This window comes from Leptolyngbya sp. CCNP1308 (assembly GCF_034932455.1).
Lineage (GTDB): Bacteria > Cyanobacteriota > Cyanobacteriia > Phormidesmidales > Phormidesmidaceae > Nodosilinea.
Genome location: NZ_JAYGIH010000074.1, coordinates 227,520 through 246,700 on the forward strand (window position 1 = coordinate 227,520; position 19,181 = coordinate 246,700).

Here is a 19,181-nt window from a genome sequence, read left to right on the forward strand (position 1 = left end):
GAACGAAGATAGAAGAACGAAAAGCGAAAAAGAGCCAAGACGATTTGTTTTGCGCCAACTATTTCCCCTTTGCCTAACGGTGAAAGGGGATTTTTTTCTCATACTAAATCCGCCTTGACTGCCCCCCGCTACTTCGCCCCGCGCAGGGCCACCATCCACCGATTGGGCTTACTCTTGGTGCGGGCGGTGACATGCCAAACCCGGCTGCCGCTGAGGTGGTTGACCACCGCCACCATGCCAATTAGCGCCTTGAGCCAAAAGTAAACCGGCGACAGCAGGCAGTAGAGCAGGCCGTGGCGACGGGTGTAGGCCGATTCTTTGGGACGTAGCATCATCGCCACCGCCACTTGCAGCACTACGCTGAGGGTGAGTAAGCCCATCAGCACCAGGTTGAGGTTTTCAAAATTGAGGTCGCGATCGCGGCCGCTGAGGTGAATGCTGAGCAGCATCGGCACCACCTGCCACACCAGCGGGTAAAAAAACTGGCTAAACAGCAGCATCAGCACCCAGTAGGGCTTTTGCACGGCGTCTAGGCGGGGCGATCGCGCCACGCGCCCCAGGTGCAACCCCGCCACCTCCAGCCAGCCCTGGCTCCACCGCTGGCGCTGAAACCACAGCCCGCGCAGGTTGTCGGGGGCCAGCTCCGTGGTGACAATTGCTGGGTCATGCACCAGACGACAGCCCCCCAGCAGGCCCCGCACCGTCACGTCAATGTCTTCGGTCAGGCGGGTGTGGTGAAAGCCCAGCTGGCGCAGAGTCGAGGTGCGCCAGTAGCCGTTAGAGCCGCCAAACAGGGCCGTATCGGCCAGCAGCGATCGCCCGTAGTGGCTGATCCCATAGATGCACTCAAACTCCACGGCAATCAGCTGGGTCAACCAGCTGTCTCGGGCGTTGCGAATAATGTTGCGCCCCTGCACCACGTCGTAGCGCCCCTGGTACAGCCAGGCCCAGGCCCGACTGAGGCAGTCAGCCGCCGGGTGGTGGTCGGCGTCAAAGATGCCCGTCATCTCCCCCGCCGCCACCTGGAGGGCGGCGTTGAGGTTTTCGGCCTTAGAGTGGCTGTGGGGCACGGGCAGCAGCACCAGGGCCGGGTAGCGCCGGGCCAGAGCCTGCAAGCGGTTTTCTACTGGCAGCCGGGTCGGGGTGTTGTAGGCCAAAATAATTTCCCACCCCTGAGTCGGCGGCGTCACCTGGGTCAACCAGTGGAGCAGGGTGTCTTCAATAATGTCTTGCTCGTTGGGCAGGTAGGCCGCTACAACAACCGACACAAAGGGCACCGAGACCAAGGGCACCGAGGCCAAGGGCGCTGACCCCAGGGGCCGCGCAACCAAGGGCAGAGTTCCCTGGAGCGGCAGCGACTCTGGCACCACAGCGGGCAATGTTAGGGCCGACGGTCGCCGCCGTCGCCGCACCCGGCACCAGCGCTGAATCAGCCCCCGATCGAACCAGGGGTTAGACCGACGGCTACTGTAGATGACAACGGCGGTTTCGGCGTTGATGATCACCAGACCAATCAGCGAGACGGCCAGTAAGGCCCATTGCAGTATCCCCAGGCTATGACCGTAGTCAAGGGCAGCAACGTATACCGCCATCGGTATCCACAGCAGCCAGAGGCTCAACCACAGTAGCCGTCTGGCATTGGCCAGAACAGGCTCAGCAAACAGCGCCAAGCTCGACTTCATAGGCGGGGATTAACTCCTTACTTATTTAGGTTAGGCAAGCCAGCAAACCGACGACATCTTCTTACCGCAAACGACCCTGCAACACTCTACCAGCCCGGTCGGGGTGGGTTGGCAAACCCTAGCAGCTAATACTAAGTCCGAATTCAATAATTTCCATTCAAAAAATGGTAACGCTGTGCAGCAGTATGCTTCTACGAATCCGGGAGTTTTTGAGCAGGATTGGGGATAAATCCCTCATTAGCAGCTTTCATTTGCTGATTGTCCCAAAAAAAAGTGGATTTTGTATGACCCCTTAGGGCGATTGCTATTCCAGCCCTGGTCGGCTGCGGGAACAAAGCTTGTGTGCTATGAGTCAGGCGGCGATCAGGGTTTAGTCTCGCAGGTTGCTCTCTTGGGTATCTCGGCGGTAGCGAGGGTCGCGCCAGGCCCCGCCGACCCCGCGCAAAATGCCGCGCCCAATCAGCCCAATGCCGCGCCCAATCACGTCGGTGAGCACGTAGACAATGCCGCTGCCCACCAGCGAAACCGCTGAGCGAAACCGAGGGGCGATCGCATCGCGAGCCTCCACTGCCAGGGTCACTGCCCGCTGGAGGCCCGAGAGCTGCTCCAGCTCTTCCCGCCGGGGCGCATAGATGATCTGGTGCTGAATGCCCCGTTCGGTAAAGCCAAACAGCCGATGCTGGCTCTCAAAAATCGCCCGAGGTTCGTTGATCAGCCCGTCCCAGCGGTAGCGCCAGGAGAGATCGTTGCGAAAGCGCTCAATGTCGCGGCTGGTGATCATACGGCGGTGGTAGAGGTTTTTCTTCATCAGCTCCACATCGGCAAAATGGTTGAGCAGCGGCTGCACCACGGCGTTGGCCAGCTGAATCAACAGGTGCTCGAGCAGCTCCTGGCTACGGGCCATGGCCTGGGGGGTGGCGGCTTCGTAGAGGCTGCCGTCCACCACCATCGACTCATTAAATAGCAGATGCCCCAGCAGCATCGGTACCAGGGGCAGCCGGTCTAAGATCGCCGCCTGCACCACCGAGGCCTCGGTCAGCAGGGTGGGCACCACAGGCTGCTCTAGGGTATCGACCTGGAGGGTATAGTAGCGGCCAAAGAAATCGGTGATGGTCGCCTGCCACAGGTCTTGCAGCACCAGGGGGCTTTTCTCAGGCAGCTGCCCCGGCAGCACCCCCGCCTCGCGCAGGTGTTCGAGGGCGTCCTCCACTTTGCGCAGCACCAGGTAGAGCAGCTCTCGCTTTTTGTCATCGCGCAGAATATCCGACTCCAGCGGCACGTCGCTGGTGTTGTCTAGCAGCCCCTGGAGTTTGCGAAACACCCGCTCAAACACCAGGGTGGACAGGTCGCCCTGGTTCAGGGCGAGGCGGTCTGCGGTGGCTACCGCCAGGGCATCCCCCGACCGCTGGGTTGGCCTCATCCTAGTTTCCGGTGACAGTGGCGGCACCCTGCCCCCCCAGGGAGCAGTCAGCTCCCCTGGCTCTGTTTGAGGACGCACGACGGGACGCTCAATGGGCTGCCCCTGGTCAGAGAAGTTAGGGGTGGCCAGCAACCGACGCACTAGCCAGCGGGCGGCCCGCAGTTCGCGGTAGCGCCCGGCCAGCACCGCCTCGGTCAGCAGCGAGCCGCGCCCGCGCCGCCGTTCGGCCTCGATCTGGGCCATCGCCGCTTCAATTTGCTGTACGGACGATCGCCGCATACTGATGCGCAGCGCCGCCAGGGCATTGGGTTCCGGTGAAAGTGTTCTAGCAACGTCGTTCTCCCCCATTGTGACTGGGGGGCGCTGCCCGCCTGCGATCGGGCGCAGGCCACGGGCTGGCGGCGGCGCGACCAGTTGTTCAATCAGCCGCCCCAGGTCGGCCACGGCCATGCTGCGCGCCCCAAACCCATCGGCCCCCAGCTGGCGGGCGGCAGCGGCCAGCACCGGTTCGGCCTGGGCGCTGAGCACCAGCACCGGCAGCGTCGGGTAGCGCGCTTTGATATCGGCACAGAGGCGCAGCCCCGGCAGCTGGTCGGGGCGACCCGCCCCCAGGCCCAGATCGAGAATCACCAGGTCGATATCGGGAAGGTGGCTGGGGTCTTGGGTTGCCCAGGCATCGGCCCAAGCTGGGGCGGGCTCTGGAGCCCAGTCCGGGGGGGCGTCGGCAGGCGTCCCCAGGCTGGCTCGACTGGCCAAGATCGCCAGGGCGTCGCTGGCCTGGGTGGCTTCGGCCACCACGGTGTAGCCAGCGGTTTGCTCTAGCCAGATGCGCAGGCCCAGGCGAAACACCGGGTCTTCGTCTACCAGCATGAGTCGCAGGGGGGCCGTCGTCATTGGGGCTCGGTGGAAGGGCTGTCGGCGGGGGCACCGTTGCCGCCGGGTACGGGGCGACCTTCGGCCTCCCAGATCGACCAGATGTAGGCTCGCTCAGCCGTCCAGAGGGCGATCGCCGCTTTGGCCTCGTCGGAGAGGGCTCGCCCTGCCCCAATCTGGCTGGCCAGGTTGATCGCCGCCGACAGGCTGCCGCCGTAGGCCAGATCCTTGGCCTCATCCAAAATCGGCTTGTCTTCGGCAATTTGAATGGTGGCTGTCCACTCCTGCACTAGCCCCTGGGCGCGGCTGTGGAGGGCGCGGCTGGGCTCGATTTTGTTCGCCTCGGCGATCGCCTCGGGCAGCTTGCCCTGATTGGCCAGGGCCACCGCCGCATCGAGAATGGGCCGGTCTTCGATCACCTGAATTTCTTGCTGCCACTCGGCGACCAGGGTTTGGGCCTCCACCCGCAGGGCGCGCCCCAGCTCGACCTCGCCAGCCTTGGCCATGGCGGTTTGCAGCGCCGCAACGGTGCCGGGTCGGGCCAAACTGCGAGCTTCGGCTAAAATCGGGCGGTCTTCGATGCGCTGGAGGTTGAACTGCCACTGGGCAATCAGCGTCTGCCCCTGAATGCGGCGGGGTCGGCCGACTTCGACGCGCTGGGCCTGGTGGATCGCCCATTCGTAGGTGGTTTGCTGCCCTAGCCTGGCTACCATATCGCTAAACTTCAGCCGTCTCAGATCGGTGAGCTGTTCGCTCCACTGCTCCTCTGAGGATAGGTCAGCGGCGGCGTAGGGACTGTTCGCCGGGAGCTGATTGACGGCACTAATTGCCTCCATCAGCCCAAATAGGTGGCTGTAGCGCGGGGCCAGACCGTCACCCACCGGCTCAGCCTGGCGGGCAAGGGTTTGAGCATGGCTGAGGGATAGCAAGGCCTGAGCCTCGGGGGCCAGATCGGGGGTGGGAGGTACCACGCTGGCCAGCTCTAGGGCTCCGGCGCGATCGCCCACGTCCCAGCGCTGGAGGGCCACATCCAGCACGGTCTCACTCCAGCGATCGACGTCGCTTTCCGCCGCCTGCCACACCTGGCTGCGCAGGTCGATGGCGCGGGCCAGCACCACCGCCTGGCGCAAATTCTCAATTTGGTTGGTTTTTGCCAGCTCGCGGGCCTGCAAGAGCTGATCCCACCCCTGGTGCTCCACTTGAAACTGCCGCTGCCAAAACATGTATCGCGTCGTCAGCCAGTAGTCGGTCTTGAGGGTTTTGAACGCTTGCAGGTGGGTTTTGGCCAGATCCCAATCGCTGGCGGCCAGGGCAGGCTTGAGCTTGGCTTCAATGGCCTGGCCCTGCTCCCAGTCTTGCTGCCACTCAAAAATTACCGACTGGGCCGACTTGCGCAGCGGCGTATTCAGAGGAATCTGATCGGCTAGGGCCACCGCATCGTCGAGCTTACCCGCCTGGGCCCAGCGGTTGGCCAGCACCAAGATCTGCTCCGAGGCATCCTTGAGAATTTCCTGGGAGTCGTCGTAGTTAGCGTGGGTTTTGGGCCAGTTGGCGGTCAGCAGCACCGACTGCACCAGGTTGTTGGGCTCACCCGTGCGGGCCTGGGCCTTGGCGCAGTACAGCAGATCGCTGGCCGAATGAAAGGGGGTAATTTGTTCGCAGTCGGGCAGCGGCGGAATCCGCGTCAGCCAGATCAGCGCCCAGCCGCAAAATATCCCCGACCCGGTGAGCAAGAGCACCCACAGCGTCAGCCAAAACCATTCCCAAGGTTTAACCTGGCTGGGCCCAGGGCGCTGCCGGTGTCGAGATCTCAGAGGCGGTGAAGCTGGTGTCGATGCCATGACGTCAAACTACCGAGAGCGAGCAGCAGCATCTCGACTGCCTGGGCGGTGATAACCAGCATGTTCACTGGCTTTGGGAACCAGTGGGCCAGAAGATGCTGACACATTGTAGAGGCAATCTATAAACTTGATCGTAGATCTTTGAGCCAAACCTATCGGAATCTGCACGCTATGGCACACCCCACCTACCCACCCCGAAATCTCCGGCCCATGGGGGTAGCCGCAGCGGTTGGCCTCGCCTTCGCCCTGACCGCACCCGGTGTCGCCAACGACCCCCTGCGGCAGCTGCTGATTAGCCGCATCTGCATCGCCTGCGACCTGAGCGGCGTTGTGCTCACCCGCGCCAACCTCGAAGATGCCGACCTGACCAATGCCAACCTGGCGGGGGCCAACCTGAGCCAGGCCCGCCTGCCCCGAGCCCAGTTGACCCAGGCCGACCTGAGCCAGGCCACCCTGCAACAGACGGTACTCAGCGGCGCTGACCTGTCTGGGGCTAACCTGGCGGGGGCCAATCTCAGCCAGGCCACCCTCACCGGCAGCCAGCTGCGAGATGTCAATGCTACCAACGTCAATCTAGAGCGCGCCGAAGCCCGCGATAGCAACTGGTACGGCAGCGACCTCAGCGGCAGCCGTCTGGATGGGGCCGTGTTGAACCACGCCAGTCTGTCGGCCACCGATTTGACCAACACCACGTTGACCAACGGTCAATTTTTTCGGGCCGACTTTATTGGTGCTCAGCTAGCGGGGGCCGATTTCACCGGGGCCGACCTGCGCCAGGCCCTCATGCGCGATGCCCAGATGGCCGGGGCCAACTTTACCAACGCCGACCTGCGGGATGCCAACCTCAGGCGCACCGACCTCAGCACCGCGCAGTTTTGCAACACCCGTATGGCCAACGGCGACATCAACAACGAGCACTGCGCTGAGCTAGGGCTGAGCCCCGATCGCCCTGCGCCCTAGAGGGCGGGCCAGGTCAGCGCAGCGATCGCATTAATCGGGGCGTTCAACCACAATTTGCTGTAAGACCCCACTCAGCTGGCTTACTATCGCTACATCGAGCTGCTGGTTGTTCCTATTGCTTAACCCTCAAGCCAGTCTTGGGGGAAACGGTCAGACTGCTGCCCCAGCGTCTGACCACCGGATTGATTGGCAAAGGCTATCCCGAGCTAAGCGACCTGATCTGTTAGTATCTTGCTCTGATGTCATCCCCAGCCAGCCTCCGGTCTGCAACATTGTGAAAGTTACTCAGTCCTTAGTTCGGGTTTTTCAGAGCCGCAAGATGGCGGCTATTCTGCTGCTGGGCATTGCCTCGGGGTTGCCCTACGCCCTGATGGATGATGCCTTTCGGGGCTGGATGACCAAGGCTCAGCTAGATCTCCGCACCATCGGCTGGTTCAGTTTGATTAGCCTGCCCTACTCGCTCAAATTTCTGTGGTCGCCTTTTTTAGATCGCTTCGTGCCCCCCCGGTTAGGCCGACGGCGGGGCTGGATGGTGATCGGGCAGCTGGGGCTGGTGGTGGCGATCGCCATTCTCGCCCTACAGATGGCTGCGATCGCCCAGGGGCCCATACCCACCCCAGCCTCGGTGCTACAGCTCGTTGCCCTGATCGCCCTGGGGATTACCTTTCTCAGCGCCACCCAAGATATCGCCATCGATGCCTACCGCACCGATGTGCTAGAAGAGCGCGAAATGGGGGCCGGAGCCGCCACCTACGTCTTGGGCTATCGGATCGCCATTTTGCTGACCGGGGCAATGGCCTTTATTCTGGCCGATCGCATCACCTGGCCCTGGGTCTACGGGGCGATGGCCGGGCTGATGGGGCTGGGGGTGCTGGTCTCGCTGTGGGCACCGGAGCCAGTGCGCGCCGTACATCCGCCCGATTCGCTGGAACAGGCAGTGGTGCAGCCCTTTGCCGAGTTTTTTAGCCGCCTGGGGGTGCAGCGGACGATCGCCGTGGTGCTGTTCATTCTGCTCTACAAGCTGGGCGACAACCTGACGGCGAAAATGGCCATTCCCTTTTTGGGCGACCAGGGGTTGGGCTTTTCGGATACCGACATTGGCGCGATTCGTCAGGGGCTGGGGCTGGTGGCCACCATCGTTGGCACCCTGGCGGGCGGGGCAGCCCTCAGCCAGCTGGGCATCAACCGCTCTCTGTGGATTTTTGGCGGGCTTCAGGCCCTGAGCAACCTGGGCTATTTGATCCTGGCGATCGCCGGCAAAAACTACCTGGTCATGGTGCTGGCCATCAACGTTGAAAACTTTTGCGCCGGGCTAGGGACGGCGGGTTTTGTTGGCTTTCTGATGAGCCTGTGCAATCCTCGCTTTTCGGCCACTCAGTTTGCCCTGCTCTCTAGCCTGATGGCGGTAGGGCGCGATCTGATTGCTGGCCCCGCCAGCGGCGAACTGGCCCAACGCCTGCAACAGTTTGTGCAGAGCAACCCGGCCATTGCCGCAACACCCGCCCTGGGCGGAGCCACTCAGCAGGGCTGGCCGCTGTTTTTTGGCATTACGCTGATTGCCGCCCTCCCCGGCCTGCTGCTGTTGCCCGTATTCGCCCCCTGGCATAGCCGTGAGGAGATCGATTAACGCAGTACCCTGAAGCAAGACGTTGCTGACATGCGGATATGCTCTTTTTGATCGTGGCGATCGCCCCCTGGGTGCTCTTGCTCTACGCCGTGCTGGTCATAGCTGGCGGGGTGATGGGCTATGTGAAAGCCCGCAGTAAACCCTCCCTCATTTCTGGGCTGATCAGCGGTGCTGCCTTGCTGATCGCCTGGTGGATCGCCTTGAGAAACAGCTACAGCGCTGGGATAGGGTTGGCCGTCTGCCTGGCGATCGCGCTTCTGATCGTCTTTGGCCTGCGCTTTCGCAAGACCAATAAATTCATGCCTGCCGGACTGATGGCGATCGTGAGCCTGTTTTGTGCAGTTCTATTTGGCATTGCGCTGGCCGTATAAACCTGACCTGAGATCAGCTGATTTATGCGATCGCCACTGAACTGAATTGCCCAGCGCCTAGTGCATGCAAAGAGATCCGGTCCCTTCTGTGCAATGCTAAGCTCATCGGCTACACGTAAAAGGGAGCGGGTCTCTCGCCGAAAGGAATCTCACGCGCTAATCAACGGCGTCGCCTTGGCCTGGAAGTTGGCATTCACCAGGGCCGTCACCGTCGCCTCAGGGTCTTTAACGCGAAACTGTGCCCCCAGCCGCACAAACTGCCGCTGCTGGTTGCCGCCAATCACCGCGATCACCGGCACCCTCGCATATTTGGGGTCATCCCCCTGGTTGCTGCGAATCACGTTACGCAGACGGTGCTGCTGCTCAATGTCGCCCGCCAAGCGTGGATCCAACTCTACCATCACCATGCGCACGTCCTCGATCGACTCAGCATCGTCGATGATGAACTGCACGCGATCGTCGCGGCGATCGACCTTGCCCCAGATCATCAGCCGCTTGTCGGCGACAATGTGCTGACTAATCCGCTCAAAGGATTTGGGAAACACCACCGCTTCCACCTGGCCAGTTAGATCTTCGAGCTGAACGATCGCCATCCTGTCCCCCTTCTTCGTCACCACCGGCTTGACGCTGGCCAGAATCACGATCGCACTCAGGGTCACGTTATCGGGCTGCTCGTGCAGCTCGGCCAGGTTAATCGGGGCCAGCACCCGCGCCGATCGCTGCACCGACTTAAGCGGGTGGTCAGAGATGTAGAAGCCCAGCAGTTCTTTCTCCTGCCGCAGCTTTTCCTGGGACTCAAAGTCAGAGACCAAGGGTGCTTTGGGTGCAGTTTCGTAGCCGCTAGCTGGGGATGCAGCCTGGGTATCGCCACCGCCCAGCATCATGTCGAACAGATTACCCTGGCCAATTTCGCGATCCTTCGCCCGGCCCTGGGCCCAGTCGATCACCAGCTCCAGATCCTGCATCAGCTGGTTGCGGTTGGGGTCAAGTTTATCTAGAGCCCCCGCCAGAATCAGCGATTCTAAGGCTCGGCGGTTGACGGAGTGGAGATCGACGCGATCGCATAGCTCCGGCAACGACTTAAACGGCCCGTCCTCCTCGCGGTTCTTCAGAATGCACTCGATCGCCCCCAGACCCACGTTGCGCACCGCCGAGAGACCAAACAAAATGCTCTTGCCCTCGGGGGTGAAGTCAACCAGCGATCGGTTGATATCCGGCGGCAGCACCTCAATGCCCATGGCGATGCAGTTGCCAATGTGCATCTGCACCTTGTCCTGATCGCCGCTGTTGGAGGTCAACAGCGCCGCCATGTACTCCACGGGGTAGTTGGCCTTCAGGTAGGCGGTCTGGAAGGTGACAAACCCGTAGGCAGTAGAGTGCGACTTGTTAAAGCAGTTAGAGGCCACCTGACCATCAGCTAGCAAAAAGTTGTGGTCATGGGCCACCCCAATGTCGTAGACGGGCTGCACTCCCAAAGACTGACGGCTGATAATCTTGGCCATGACTAACCTCTATCTCACTACAAATTTACTAAAGACTTCGCGCCTGCGCTAATTACCGACCAATTCCTAATGTGTGGCATAGAGCGAGATCAACGGCTAGCATGTCTGACCAGATAACTAGTTTACGGTCAATTTCTGATTCTAGAATCGTCGCTAGATTATCCGCCATAATTACAGAATGCGTAAGCAATCCACTCTGGCTAGATTCAGGACTGTTGAGTTGAATCGCTATTCGGCTGGGATGGCCTGCCCGTTTCATATTGCTGCTAATCATGGCCATAATCAGTTGGGGCAATCCAGTGTTCAATTCCGTAGCTTGAACAACCAAAACAGGGCGGCGTTTTGCTGTTCTCGTGTTGAAGTTGGGGAACAGAACAAGAACAATTTCACCGCGGCTATAGATCATCGTAGACATCCATTTCGGGACTGTCCCAGTCTTCGGCGAAGGTTTGTAGGCGCGATCGCAGATTTTCAGCCTGCTCAGGGCTTATCCCTCGGCTCGCTAAATCCACAGATAAATCTGGTTTGTTAACAGAAACTGCCAATTCCTCTGAGCTGTTTAGGAAAGTTACTATTACCCGCATTCCTTCCGATGCTGCCGGAACTTCGAGCAGCTCTACTTTGCCGTTGCGATAAACCCCTTCAACCGCTTGAAGCATGATATCCACCTTCTTTAGACAACTTTCTCACCTGAGTATGACAACTCTTTAGTTCGGCAGTTCTTCGGTGAACTGGTCGATCGCATCCACCATTCCTTCAGAGTAAGACTCTAAAACAGTGGCACACACATGGAGATCTGCTAAAGCCTGGGTAAAGACTTCTTCGTCAGCGTCAGAATACGGAGCTTCAAGAATTTGTATTGCCGTAATTGCCTTCTCAAGCTGAGGCCGATACTCAGCCAAATATCGTTTGAGTCGCATCAGAGATGATTGCGAGGTAGCTTGAGTCATAGCTTAAGTCTCCTTTCGAGCTTGGCAATTTGCTGTCGGCAGTTAGCTACAGTTTTCTCCCAATGACCGATCAATCCTTGATCTTGTGTAGCGGAGGGTTTCTCTTGCTCTTGGGCAATTTTATCAAGGTGCTCAGCTAACGCTCGCCTGTGCCCTTCTAGTTGCTTGCGATACTCCTTTTTCTTACCCACAATGTCTTCTCAAAAACTGGCTACGCTACGCGTTCAAGACTCAAGAAATTGATTGGCCACAATGGGCAATTTCCAATCATGCGCAGCGCAGCACATGCGGCCAAGGGGCTTCCACTTGTTTCAACTCTAGCCCGCGCTGAAAGATTTCGTCGATCGCAACCATCTCTCCCGTCTCGGTCATAAATTGGTGGTCGGCGGTAGCGCGAATCGTGGTGCCATCGTCGAGGTGGTATTCAAACACCTCTTGCTGGCCGCGACAGTGCCATTGGGACACGGGCTGGGTGTACACATAGCCGTGGTCATCCACGCTGAAGACATGGCAAGGGATGCGTTTGGCGACAATTTCACCGATGGTGAGAGGGCCATATTCCAACGTTAGCAACTCCGTATCAGCGCTGAGGCAGTATTCGGCAAATTTCACCATCTGATCCCAAAGTTCCGTCGCCACCTTCTTGGCGACGCCTTTCTCCATCGCGCCATTGACGAAGTTTTCCTGGTGCTTGAGCATTTCCGACATTTTCTTTTTACCCATGGCCCGCCGCAGCAGGTCGGCCTGGCCCAGGGAGTAGCCGCCCATATCCTGGGCAATTTTCATGATCTGTTCTTGGTAGACCATGATGCCGTAGGTCTCACTGAGAATCGGCTTGAGAATTTCGTCGGCAAAGTCGATTTTTTCGCGCCCGTGCTTGCGGTTGATGAATTTGGGGATCAGGCCAGCATCGAGGGGGCCGGGGCGGTAGAGGGCCAGCACCGAGGAAATATCTTCCAAACCGGAGGGCTTGAGATCCTTCACAATCTGGCGCATACCGGAAGACTCAAGTTGAAACACGCCGCCCAGATCGCCCCGTTCCAGTAACTTGTAGGTGGCGGGGTCATCCATGGGCAGGTCGTCGGGGTCAATTTTGATGCCGTGAGTGGCCTCGACTAGATCCAGGGTTTTTTGGATCATGGTGAGGTTGCGCAAGCCCAAAAAGTCCATCTTTAAGAGGCCCAGGGCTTCGACATCTTCCATGTAGTACTGGGTGATGACCGAGCCGTCGTTGTTGCGCTGGAGGGGCACAATTTCGTCGAGGGGGTCTTTGGAAATCACCACCCCGGCGGCGTGCATGCCGAAGGTTTTGTTGGTGCCTTCGATCCGCAGGGCCATATCTATCCAGCGGTGGGTCTGGGGATCGTTGTCGTATTTTTCTTTGAACTCTGGGGCGGGGGTGTCGTCGGAGATCATTACCTTGAGCTTGGTGGGCTTGCCCCGCGCGACGGGGATCAGCTTCGCCATCCGGTCTGACTCGGCATAGGGAATATCGAGCACTCGCGCCACGTCTTTGAGCACCGCCTTGGAGGTCATGCGGTTGAAGGTGATGATCTGGGCGACCCGCTCCTCGCCGTAGCGGCGGGTGACGTATTTGATCACCTCGTCGCGGCGATCGATGCAGAAGTCGGTGTCAATATCCGGCATTGACTTGCGCTCGGGGTTCAAGAAGCGCTCGAACAGCAGCCCGTGGTGAATCGGGTCGATGTTGGTGATTTCCATGGCATAGGCCACTAGGGAACCCGCTGCCGAGCCGCGACCGGGGCCAACGGGGATATTGTTGTCGCGGGCAAAGCGAATGTAGTCCCACACCACCAAGAAGTAGGTGGGGAAGCCCATCTGGATCATCATCTCGATTTCGTATTCGAGGCGATCGCGATACTCCTGATCAATCTCCTCATAGCTGGCTGTTTTCATCCGCTTGACCAGCCCCTCCCGCGCCACGTGGCCCATGTAGGCCCCAGCATCTTCGTTAAACTCGGCGGGGATGGGGAAGTCGGGGATGCGCGACTGGCCAAGGATGCCGGTGTAGTCTTCAATTTTGTCGGCAACTTCAAGGGTGTTGGCGATCGATTCCTCAATCACCTCCGGCTCGATGTGATCGCGAAACAGCTGCCGCATCTCATCGGCAGACTTCAGGTATTCTGTGCCGCTGTAACGCAAGCGCTTATCTTCGGTCAGCAGCTTGCCGGTCTGAATGCACAGCAGAGCGTCGTGGGCCTCCACGTCGTTGCAGGAGATGTAGTGGGAGTCGTTGGTGCAGATCACCTTGATGTCCATCTCGCGGGCGATCTTCAGCAGCTCCACATTCACCACTCGGTCTTCGGGGGAGCCGTGGTCTTGAATCTCCAGGTAGTAGTCTTCGCCAAATAGGTCCTTATACCACTGGGCCACCTTGCGGGCCACATCGGGCCGTTTCTGCAGAATGGCCTGGGGCACTTCGCCCCCCAAACATGCGCTGGTGACGATTAGCCCCTCGTGGTACTGCTCCAGTAAATCCTTATTGATGCAGGGGCGCGAGAAGATGCCCTTGCCCTGGACGCCCTGGAGGTGGGAGATGGTGGTGAGCTTGACCAGGTTCTTATAGCCCTGGGTATTTTTGGCCAGCACCACCTGGTGGTAGCGGGGGCGGCGCTGCTGCTGCGAAATGTCGCCGTTGATCAGGTACATCTCGTTGCCGATGATCGGCTTGATGCCCGCCCCCTTGCAGACTTTGATCAGCTCGATCGCGCCATACATCACCCCGTGGTCGGTGAGGGCGATCGCGGGCATGTCCAACTCCTTAGCCCGCGCCACTAGCTGGGGCAGCTGGCTGGCCCCGTCGAGCAGGCTGTAGGCACTGTGGATGTGGAGACCAACAAAGGACATAGCGCAGCGGCTCATTAGTACAATTTTACCATTTTGAGCATCCCTGCGGCTAGGCAACTCTTGCCCAGAATACTCAAGCTGACCCTTAGGTTAGCGGATCTGTCGGCCTACATCTAGCGATTCTTGAGAAAGATAGAAAACAATATCCCCCATATGTAGGGGCGAGGCTAGTAGCGATTATTCTCCTAGACTATGCCCAGCGTGAGCTAAACAGCTCAACATGCGATTGCCAGTCAGCTCAGCCCCAGAGATAAGGCCTAAACCGATTGGCCGCTAAGAGTAGCGATTAAATAATCACAATCATCCAGGAGTCAGTAGTTTGCCATGCCAGGATTGCACAGACGGGATAAACGATATTGGCTCACGCTCCTGCTGTTACTGGTTGCGGGCCTGCTGATGCATATTAGCTTTTGGTTTACGCCCGCTGCCGATTTAATGGGTCAAGATATTTACTACATCTGGCTAGAAGGCAAAAGAATTATTGTCGGAGAAAACCCCTACTCCAGGGTCTTAGCCAGCGACATGCGGGCTAACGATAAGTACGCGACTTACTTTCCGCTAGCCTATCTCGTCTCTGCGCTGCTTCAAAAACTTGGCTTTCCAGAGTTTTTAAACTGGCTCTATCTATGGCGTCCCCTGTCATTTTTATGTCACATGGGGATAGTTGCTCTGGCGCTGAGATTTTTCTACGTTCGGGGGCTGTGGCTCTTTGGCTTTTCTGCTGCTGGCATTCTTTTATTGGGTCGATGGAGTGTCTATATTACGCGGGTTCATCACCTTGAGTTTGCCGCCGTCTTCTTCCTGCTACTCTCCCTGTTGCTGCTTAAGGATCGAGTGACATGGGCACTACTTGTCTTTAGCCTGTCTTTGGGAATTAAGCAGATTGCCATCTTTTTGCTACCGCTTTACCTCGTTTATCTTTGGAAGGTGGCCCCTGAAACCAAACGGTTCAAGGAGGTAGGTCTGGGTCTTTTGATTATTTTGAGTATCCCAGTTTTAACGTCGCTGCCTTTTCTGGCTTGGGATGCCGAAGGCTTTATCAAATCCATTCTTTTTTCTGCTACTCGAGCAGGCAGTTCCCATGTTGAAGCTGCCCCTTCCTTAGATGTGATGTTTTCGCAGGATTTGCCCTGGTTGGTAGGTCTCAAAGCCAAGCTGCCCATGATGTTGCTAATGGGGCTAGTCTATTTGAGCTTTTTGACGGAAAAAGTCAGCATCTTGGCTTGTGCTGCCCTAGTGATGATGGTGTTTCTCTATTTCAATTCGGTGCTGTTTTTGCAGTATTTTTTGTGGCCCTTGAGCCTAACGCTCTTAGCGCTGGTTGAATTAATGCCGCCAATCCCGCATCGTCAGCGCCAGCAAATTGAGCCTGAGCTATAGCTGGGTAGCCTACTCGACCTCTGAGGCAGCGGGGCTGTAGGTGGCCCAAGTTTGCCGCAGCCAGGGGTGAATTTCTCGCGGGTAGAGTAACCAGGTGCGTTCGTAGGGCTGGCTGAGGGCCTGCACCAGGGGCGATAGGTCTTTGATGTCAACAAACGCGTTGTCGCTGTGGAGGCAAATGCCTTCGTTATAGGTAGTGTAGCCTCGGCTCCAGGTGCGGCGCAGGCCGCTGTAGTGCTCGCCGCTGTAGCCCTGCTGCTCTAAATGGGTGCGAACTGCATCGAGAAAGTCATTCTGCTGATCTGTCGAGAGTCGGGTCACTTCCAAAGTCTTGAGCAGGTCGCGATCGAGGAAACGGCGGCACAGATCGGCCAGCAGTAGGTCAGGGCTGTGCCGCCACCGCTGGAGGTGGTAGGTAAAGACAATGTCGTCCCCGGCCAGGTAAGTCTCTAACGACAGGGGATGATCAGGTGTCAGCAGCCAAGCCGTTACCGTCGGATCGGCCTCTAGCTTGCCCACATGCAAGTCAGAGCGGGCCCGCTCGAAGGCCCGCTCTAGCAGCCAGGTGACGGCGATATTTTTGGGGTGGTTGTACACCTGCACATACATAAAGTGGCGCACCACCAAGTAGTGCTCGATCGCAGACAGACCCTTGTGGGCCACCACCAGGCGACCGCTCACTGGTTCAAACCGCAGGGCCATGAGAATGCGGTCTAAATCGAGCTGGCCGTAGCTGGCCCCGGTAAAGTAGCTGTCGCGCAGCAGGTAGTCGAGGCGATCGCAGTCCAGCTGACTGGAGACTAACTGCCACACTAGCGCGATCGGGTGCTCATGGGTATAGACCTGATCCACCGCTGCCGCCAGCCCCTCCGAGTGCGCCTCTAGGGCATCGTGAATCTCCGGCAGCTCACCAATCATGCGCCGGGTCCAGTGCTCGTGCTGGAGGCCAAACACCTCTTCAGCGGTGTGGCTAAAGGGGCCGTGGCCAATGTCGTGGAGCAGGGCCGCCACCAGCACCGTGGCCCGGTAGGGGGCCAGCTCCGGGTAGCGCCGCTGAATTTGCTCAAAGGCGCGACGGGCGATCGCCATCACCCCCAGGGAATGGGTAAAGCGCGAACTTTCGGCCCCGTGAAAGGTAAGGCTGGCGGGGCCGAGCTGGCGAATCCGCCGCAGCCGCTGAAAGGTGGGTGTGTCAATGAGCTGGGTCAGCAACGCTTCATCGGGATCGCTGGCGTGCAGCGTAATTGCCCCGTGTAGGGGGTCGTGGTAAGAGCGGCTAGCCTTGAGCGGCCCTTCCTGGGGCAAGGATTTAGGACGCACTGGCCAGTACCTTGGCTTGGCTCAGCATCTCTAGGGCAGCCTGGTACTGGGGGTCGGCATCGGTGGCGACGGTGTCGCGGTTGAGGGGCACGCTGGCGACGATGCGATCGGGTTTGATCCCCAATTTGTTGATGTCGTGGTGGGCCGGGGTTTCGTACTTGGCCACCGTCACCGCCAGCCCCGCCCCATCCGACAGGTCAAACAGCGACTGAATTAGTCCCTTGCCAAAGGTGGTGCTGCCCACCAGCGTAGCTCGGCCATTGTCTTGCAGCGCCCCGGCCAAAATTTCGCTGGCGCTGGCGGTGCCTTCGTTGACCAGCACCACCAGGGGCGCATCGGTAATCGCCTGACCAAACGCCTCGAAGCTATCTAAAATGCCCTGGCGATTAACCGTGTAGACAATCGTGCCCTGGGGTAGCCACAGCCGCGCAATTTCGATACCCGACTGCAACAGCCCACCGGGGTTATTGCGCAGGTCGAGCAGGTAACCCTCCGCCCCCTGGTCGGCCAGCGTGCGAATCGCAGCGGCCACTTTTTCTGACGCATTGCCGTTGAACTGGCTCAGCCGCAGGTAGCCCACCCGCTGCCCGGTTGGCATTGTCTTCAATTCAGCCACTACGGGGTTGAGGGTGATGACATCGCGGGTGAGAGAAACCTGGTGGGCGGTGGTCTCATCGGGGCTGCGCAGTTGTAGGGTAACGGTAGTGCCGCGCTGGCCCCGCATCCGGGCAGCGGCCTCGTCCAACGTTAGCTCTGTTGTGGCGACGCCATCGATCTCAAGCACCATATCTTGAGGCTGAATGCCCGCCTGCTCTGCCGGAGAGCCTTCGATGGGGGCGATCACCCGCAGCCAGCCGGGTTGCTCATCCTTAGAAATTTGTAGCCCTACTCCGGTCAGCTCCCCAGCGGTGCTGGTTTGCAAACTGCGGTACTGCTCAGGGGGTAGCAGCCGCGTGTAGGGATCCTCTAGCCCGGCCAGCATATCCTGAATCGCTTGGTAGGTGTCGTCTCGGCTGGCCAGGGGACGATCTAGGGCTCGCTGGCGGGTAAACCACCAGTTTTGGTGATTAAAAGTCTCGTCTACGTAGGCTCGGTTCACAATGCGCCATACCTCTGCCACCAGGGTTTGCTCTCCGGTGAGGGCCAGAGCAGGGCCTGCTGACACCCCACCCACCACTAACCCGATCAGGCAAAGGCTCAGAATAGAAAGACGCAACAGGGGTTTGATCATAAACGCAGGGCAGAGGCAGGCAGTGAATTGAGGGTCAGAAATCAGTGTTGACCAGCGTTTCTAGCCCGCAGGGGGCCTGGGTTAAGGATCAACGATATCCTTAGCCATTCGGTCAGCGCTTCACATTAGTTTATTCTGATCATTTTTTTACTGATTGCGCCCAACCCGCAGAAATAGTGCTGGCCTGTCGAATTTGTCCAGCCCCACAGTGACGCAGATCCCTAGCACTGGCTCTGCGTCACCGTCGAGGCAATGTAACGGAATGTTGTGAAATTGTGGTGGGGGTCTAATTTATCTCCTAAGGCTGGCGTGTGGCCTGGGGTGAGCCTTTTGCCCCAATTGTCAATTCTTGGGATGGCAGGATGCGCCCTAGGGCTTAAAATCTAGGACAGAGAACTTAGCGTTGCCATTACGGCTATGTTACATTTTTCATTGACGGCAATTATTGAATATATAGAGTTACCCGCTTCATGTTTACCAAGCAAGTTACCGACTCTAAGGCCTTCCAATGGTTTAACGAGCGGCTAGAGATTCAGGCCTTGGCTGACGACATCTCTAGCAAGTATGTGCCGCCCCACGTCAATATCTTCTATTGCCTGGGCGGCATTACCCTGACCTGCTTCCTGATCCAGTTTGCCACTGGGTTTGCGATGACCTTTTACTACAAACCCACGGTCACCGAAGCATTCAGTTCTGTGCAGTACCTGATGACCGACGTCAACTTCGGCTGGCTGATTCGGTCTATCCACCGCTGGTCGGCCAGCATGATGGTGCTGATGATGATTCTCCACGTGTTTCGGGTGTACCTCACCGGCGGCTTCAAGAAGCCCCGCGAGCTGACCTGGGTGACTGGCGTGGTGCTGGCTGTGATCACCGTGACCTTTGGCGTTACCGGCTACTCCCTTCCCTGGGATCAGGTGGGCTACTGGGCGGTGAAGATTGTGTCTGGGGTGCCCGGTGCCATTCCTGTGGTGGGCTCTACCGTGGTTGAGCTGATGCGCGGCGGCGAGGCCGTTGGGCAATCAACCCTGACTCGCTTCTACAGCCTGCACACCTTCGTTCTGCCCTGGGCGATCGCGGTGTTCATGCTGCTGCACTTCCTGATGATTCGCAAGCAGGGTATCTCCGGCCCTCTCTAGGGTTTGAGCAATGGATG

The 19,181-nt window shown here is 58.7% G+C and carries 15 protein-coding genes; 5 read left to right on the forward strand and 10 right to left on the reverse strand.

Going from position 1 to position 19,181, the window contains the following annotated elements; genetic code table 11:
- Positions 1-128 precede the first annotated feature (128 nt).
- The 3 genes from VB780_RS19585 to VB780_RS19595 all read right to left on the reverse strand — a co-directional run bounded on the left by VB780_RS19585 (position 129) and on the right by VB780_RS19595 (position 5,816).
- Positions 129-1,682, reverse strand: a complete 1,554-nt coding sequence (locus VB780_RS19585; RefSeq protein ID WP_323352860.1) for a glycosyltransferase family 2 protein — start codon at positions 1,680-1,682, stop codon at positions 129-131.
- A 370-nt stretch (positions 1,683-2,052) separates the two neighbouring features.
- Entirely contained in the window at positions 2,053-3,996 is a 1,944-nt protein-coding gene (locus tag VB780_RS19590) for a DUF3685 domain-containing protein (protein ID WP_323352861.1), read from the reverse strand.
- Positions 3,993-5,816, reverse strand: a complete 1,824-nt coding sequence (locus VB780_RS19595; protein WP_323352862.1) for a hypothetical protein — start codon at positions 5,814-5,816, stop codon at positions 3,993-3,995. The genes VB780_RS19590 and VB780_RS19595 overlap by 4 nt, the downstream gene beginning before the upstream one ends.
- Before the next feature lie 171 nt (positions 5,817-5,987).
- Between VB780_RS19595 and VB780_RS19600 the strand changes: the two genes are divergently transcribed.
- From VB780_RS19600 to VB780_RS19610, 3 genes are all read left to right on the forward strand, one after another.
- Complete coding sequence (locus VB780_RS19600; RefSeq protein ID WP_323352863.1) at positions 5,988-6,776, forward strand: pentapeptide repeat-containing protein; 789 nt, start codon at positions 5,988-5,990, stop codon at positions 6,774-6,776.
- A gap of 319 nt (positions 6,777-7,095) precedes the next feature.
- On the forward strand, positions 7,096-8,403 hold the full coding sequence (locus tag VB780_RS19605; RefSeq protein ID WP_323352864.1) for an AmpG family muropeptide MFS transporter: 1,308 nt from the start codon (positions 7,096-7,098) through the stop codon (positions 8,401-8,403).
- A gap of 38 nt (positions 8,404-8,441) precedes the next feature.
- Complete coding sequence (locus tag VB780_RS19610) at positions 8,442-8,774, forward strand: TMEM14 family protein (RefSeq protein ID WP_323352865.1); 333 nt, start codon at positions 8,442-8,444, stop codon at positions 8,772-8,774.
- A gap of 149 nt (positions 8,775-8,923) precedes the next feature.
- Here the strand turns inward: VB780_RS19610 and VB780_RS19615 are convergent, their stop codons facing one another.
- The 5 genes from VB780_RS19615 to VB780_RS19635 all read right to left on the reverse strand — a co-directional run bounded on the left by VB780_RS19615 (position 8,924) and on the right by VB780_RS19635 (position 14,094).
- On the reverse strand, positions 8,924-10,276 hold the full coding sequence (locus tag VB780_RS19615; RefSeq protein ID WP_323352866.1) for an OB-fold nucleic acid binding domain-containing protein: 1,353 nt from the start codon (positions 10,274-10,276) through the stop codon (positions 8,924-8,926).
- Between the two features lie 52 nt (positions 10,277-10,328).
- The gene (locus VB780_RS19620; RefSeq protein ID WP_323352867.1) at positions 10,329-10,682 is read right to left on the reverse strand and encodes a type II toxin-antitoxin system PemK/MazF family toxin; all 354 of its coding nucleotides are present in this window, start codon (positions 10,680-10,682) and stop codon (positions 10,329-10,331) included.
- The gene (locus tag VB780_RS19625; RefSeq protein ID WP_323352868.1) at positions 10,672-10,935 is read right to left on the reverse strand and encodes a hypothetical protein; all 264 of its coding nucleotides are present in this window, start codon (positions 10,933-10,935) and stop codon (positions 10,672-10,674) included. The genes VB780_RS19620 and VB780_RS19625 overlap by 11 nt, the downstream gene beginning before the upstream one ends.
- Before the next feature lie 48 nt (positions 10,936-10,983).
- Complete coding sequence (locus VB780_RS19630; protein ID WP_323352869.1) at positions 10,984-11,226, reverse strand: hypothetical protein; 243 nt, start codon at positions 11,224-11,226, stop codon at positions 10,984-10,986.
- 267 nt (positions 11,227-11,493) lie between these two features.
- Positions 11,494-14,094, reverse strand: a complete 2,601-nt coding sequence (locus tag VB780_RS19635; protein ID WP_323352870.1) for a DNA polymerase III subunit alpha — start codon at positions 14,092-14,094, stop codon at positions 11,494-11,496.
- Positions 14,095-14,418: 324 nt separating this feature from the next.
- On the opposite strand from VB780_RS19635, the gene VB780_RS19640 reads away from it, so the two are divergent.
- Positions 14,419-15,474 (forward strand): hypothetical protein, encoded by a 1,056-nt coding sequence (locus tag VB780_RS19640; RefSeq protein WP_323352871.1) that lies wholly within the window; start codon positions 14,419-14,421, stop codon positions 15,472-15,474.
- A 9-nt stretch (positions 15,475-15,483) separates the two neighbouring features.
- Here the strand turns inward: VB780_RS19640 and VB780_RS19645 are convergent, their stop codons facing one another.
- Both VB780_RS19645 and ctpA read right to left on the reverse strand, forming a co-directional pair.
- A complete protein-coding gene (locus VB780_RS19645) occupies positions 15,484-16,794 on the reverse strand; it encodes an HD domain-containing protein (RefSeq protein ID WP_323352872.1) in 1,311 nt (436 codons plus the stop codon).
- A complete protein-coding gene (gene ctpA, locus VB780_RS19650; protein WP_323352873.1) occupies positions 16,784-18,025 on the reverse strand; it encodes a carboxyl-terminal processing protease CtpA in 1,242 nt (413 codons plus the stop codon). The genes VB780_RS19645 and ctpA overlap by 11 nt, the downstream gene beginning before the upstream one ends.
- Before the next feature lie 470 nt (positions 18,026-18,495).
- On the opposite strand from ctpA, the gene petB reads away from it, so the two are divergent.
- On the forward strand, positions 18,496-19,164 hold the full coding sequence (gene petB, locus VB780_RS19655) for a cytochrome b6 (RefSeq protein ID WP_073608531.1): 669 nt from the start codon (positions 18,496-18,498) through the stop codon (positions 19,162-19,164).
- Positions 19,165-19,181: the final 17 nt, after the last annotated feature.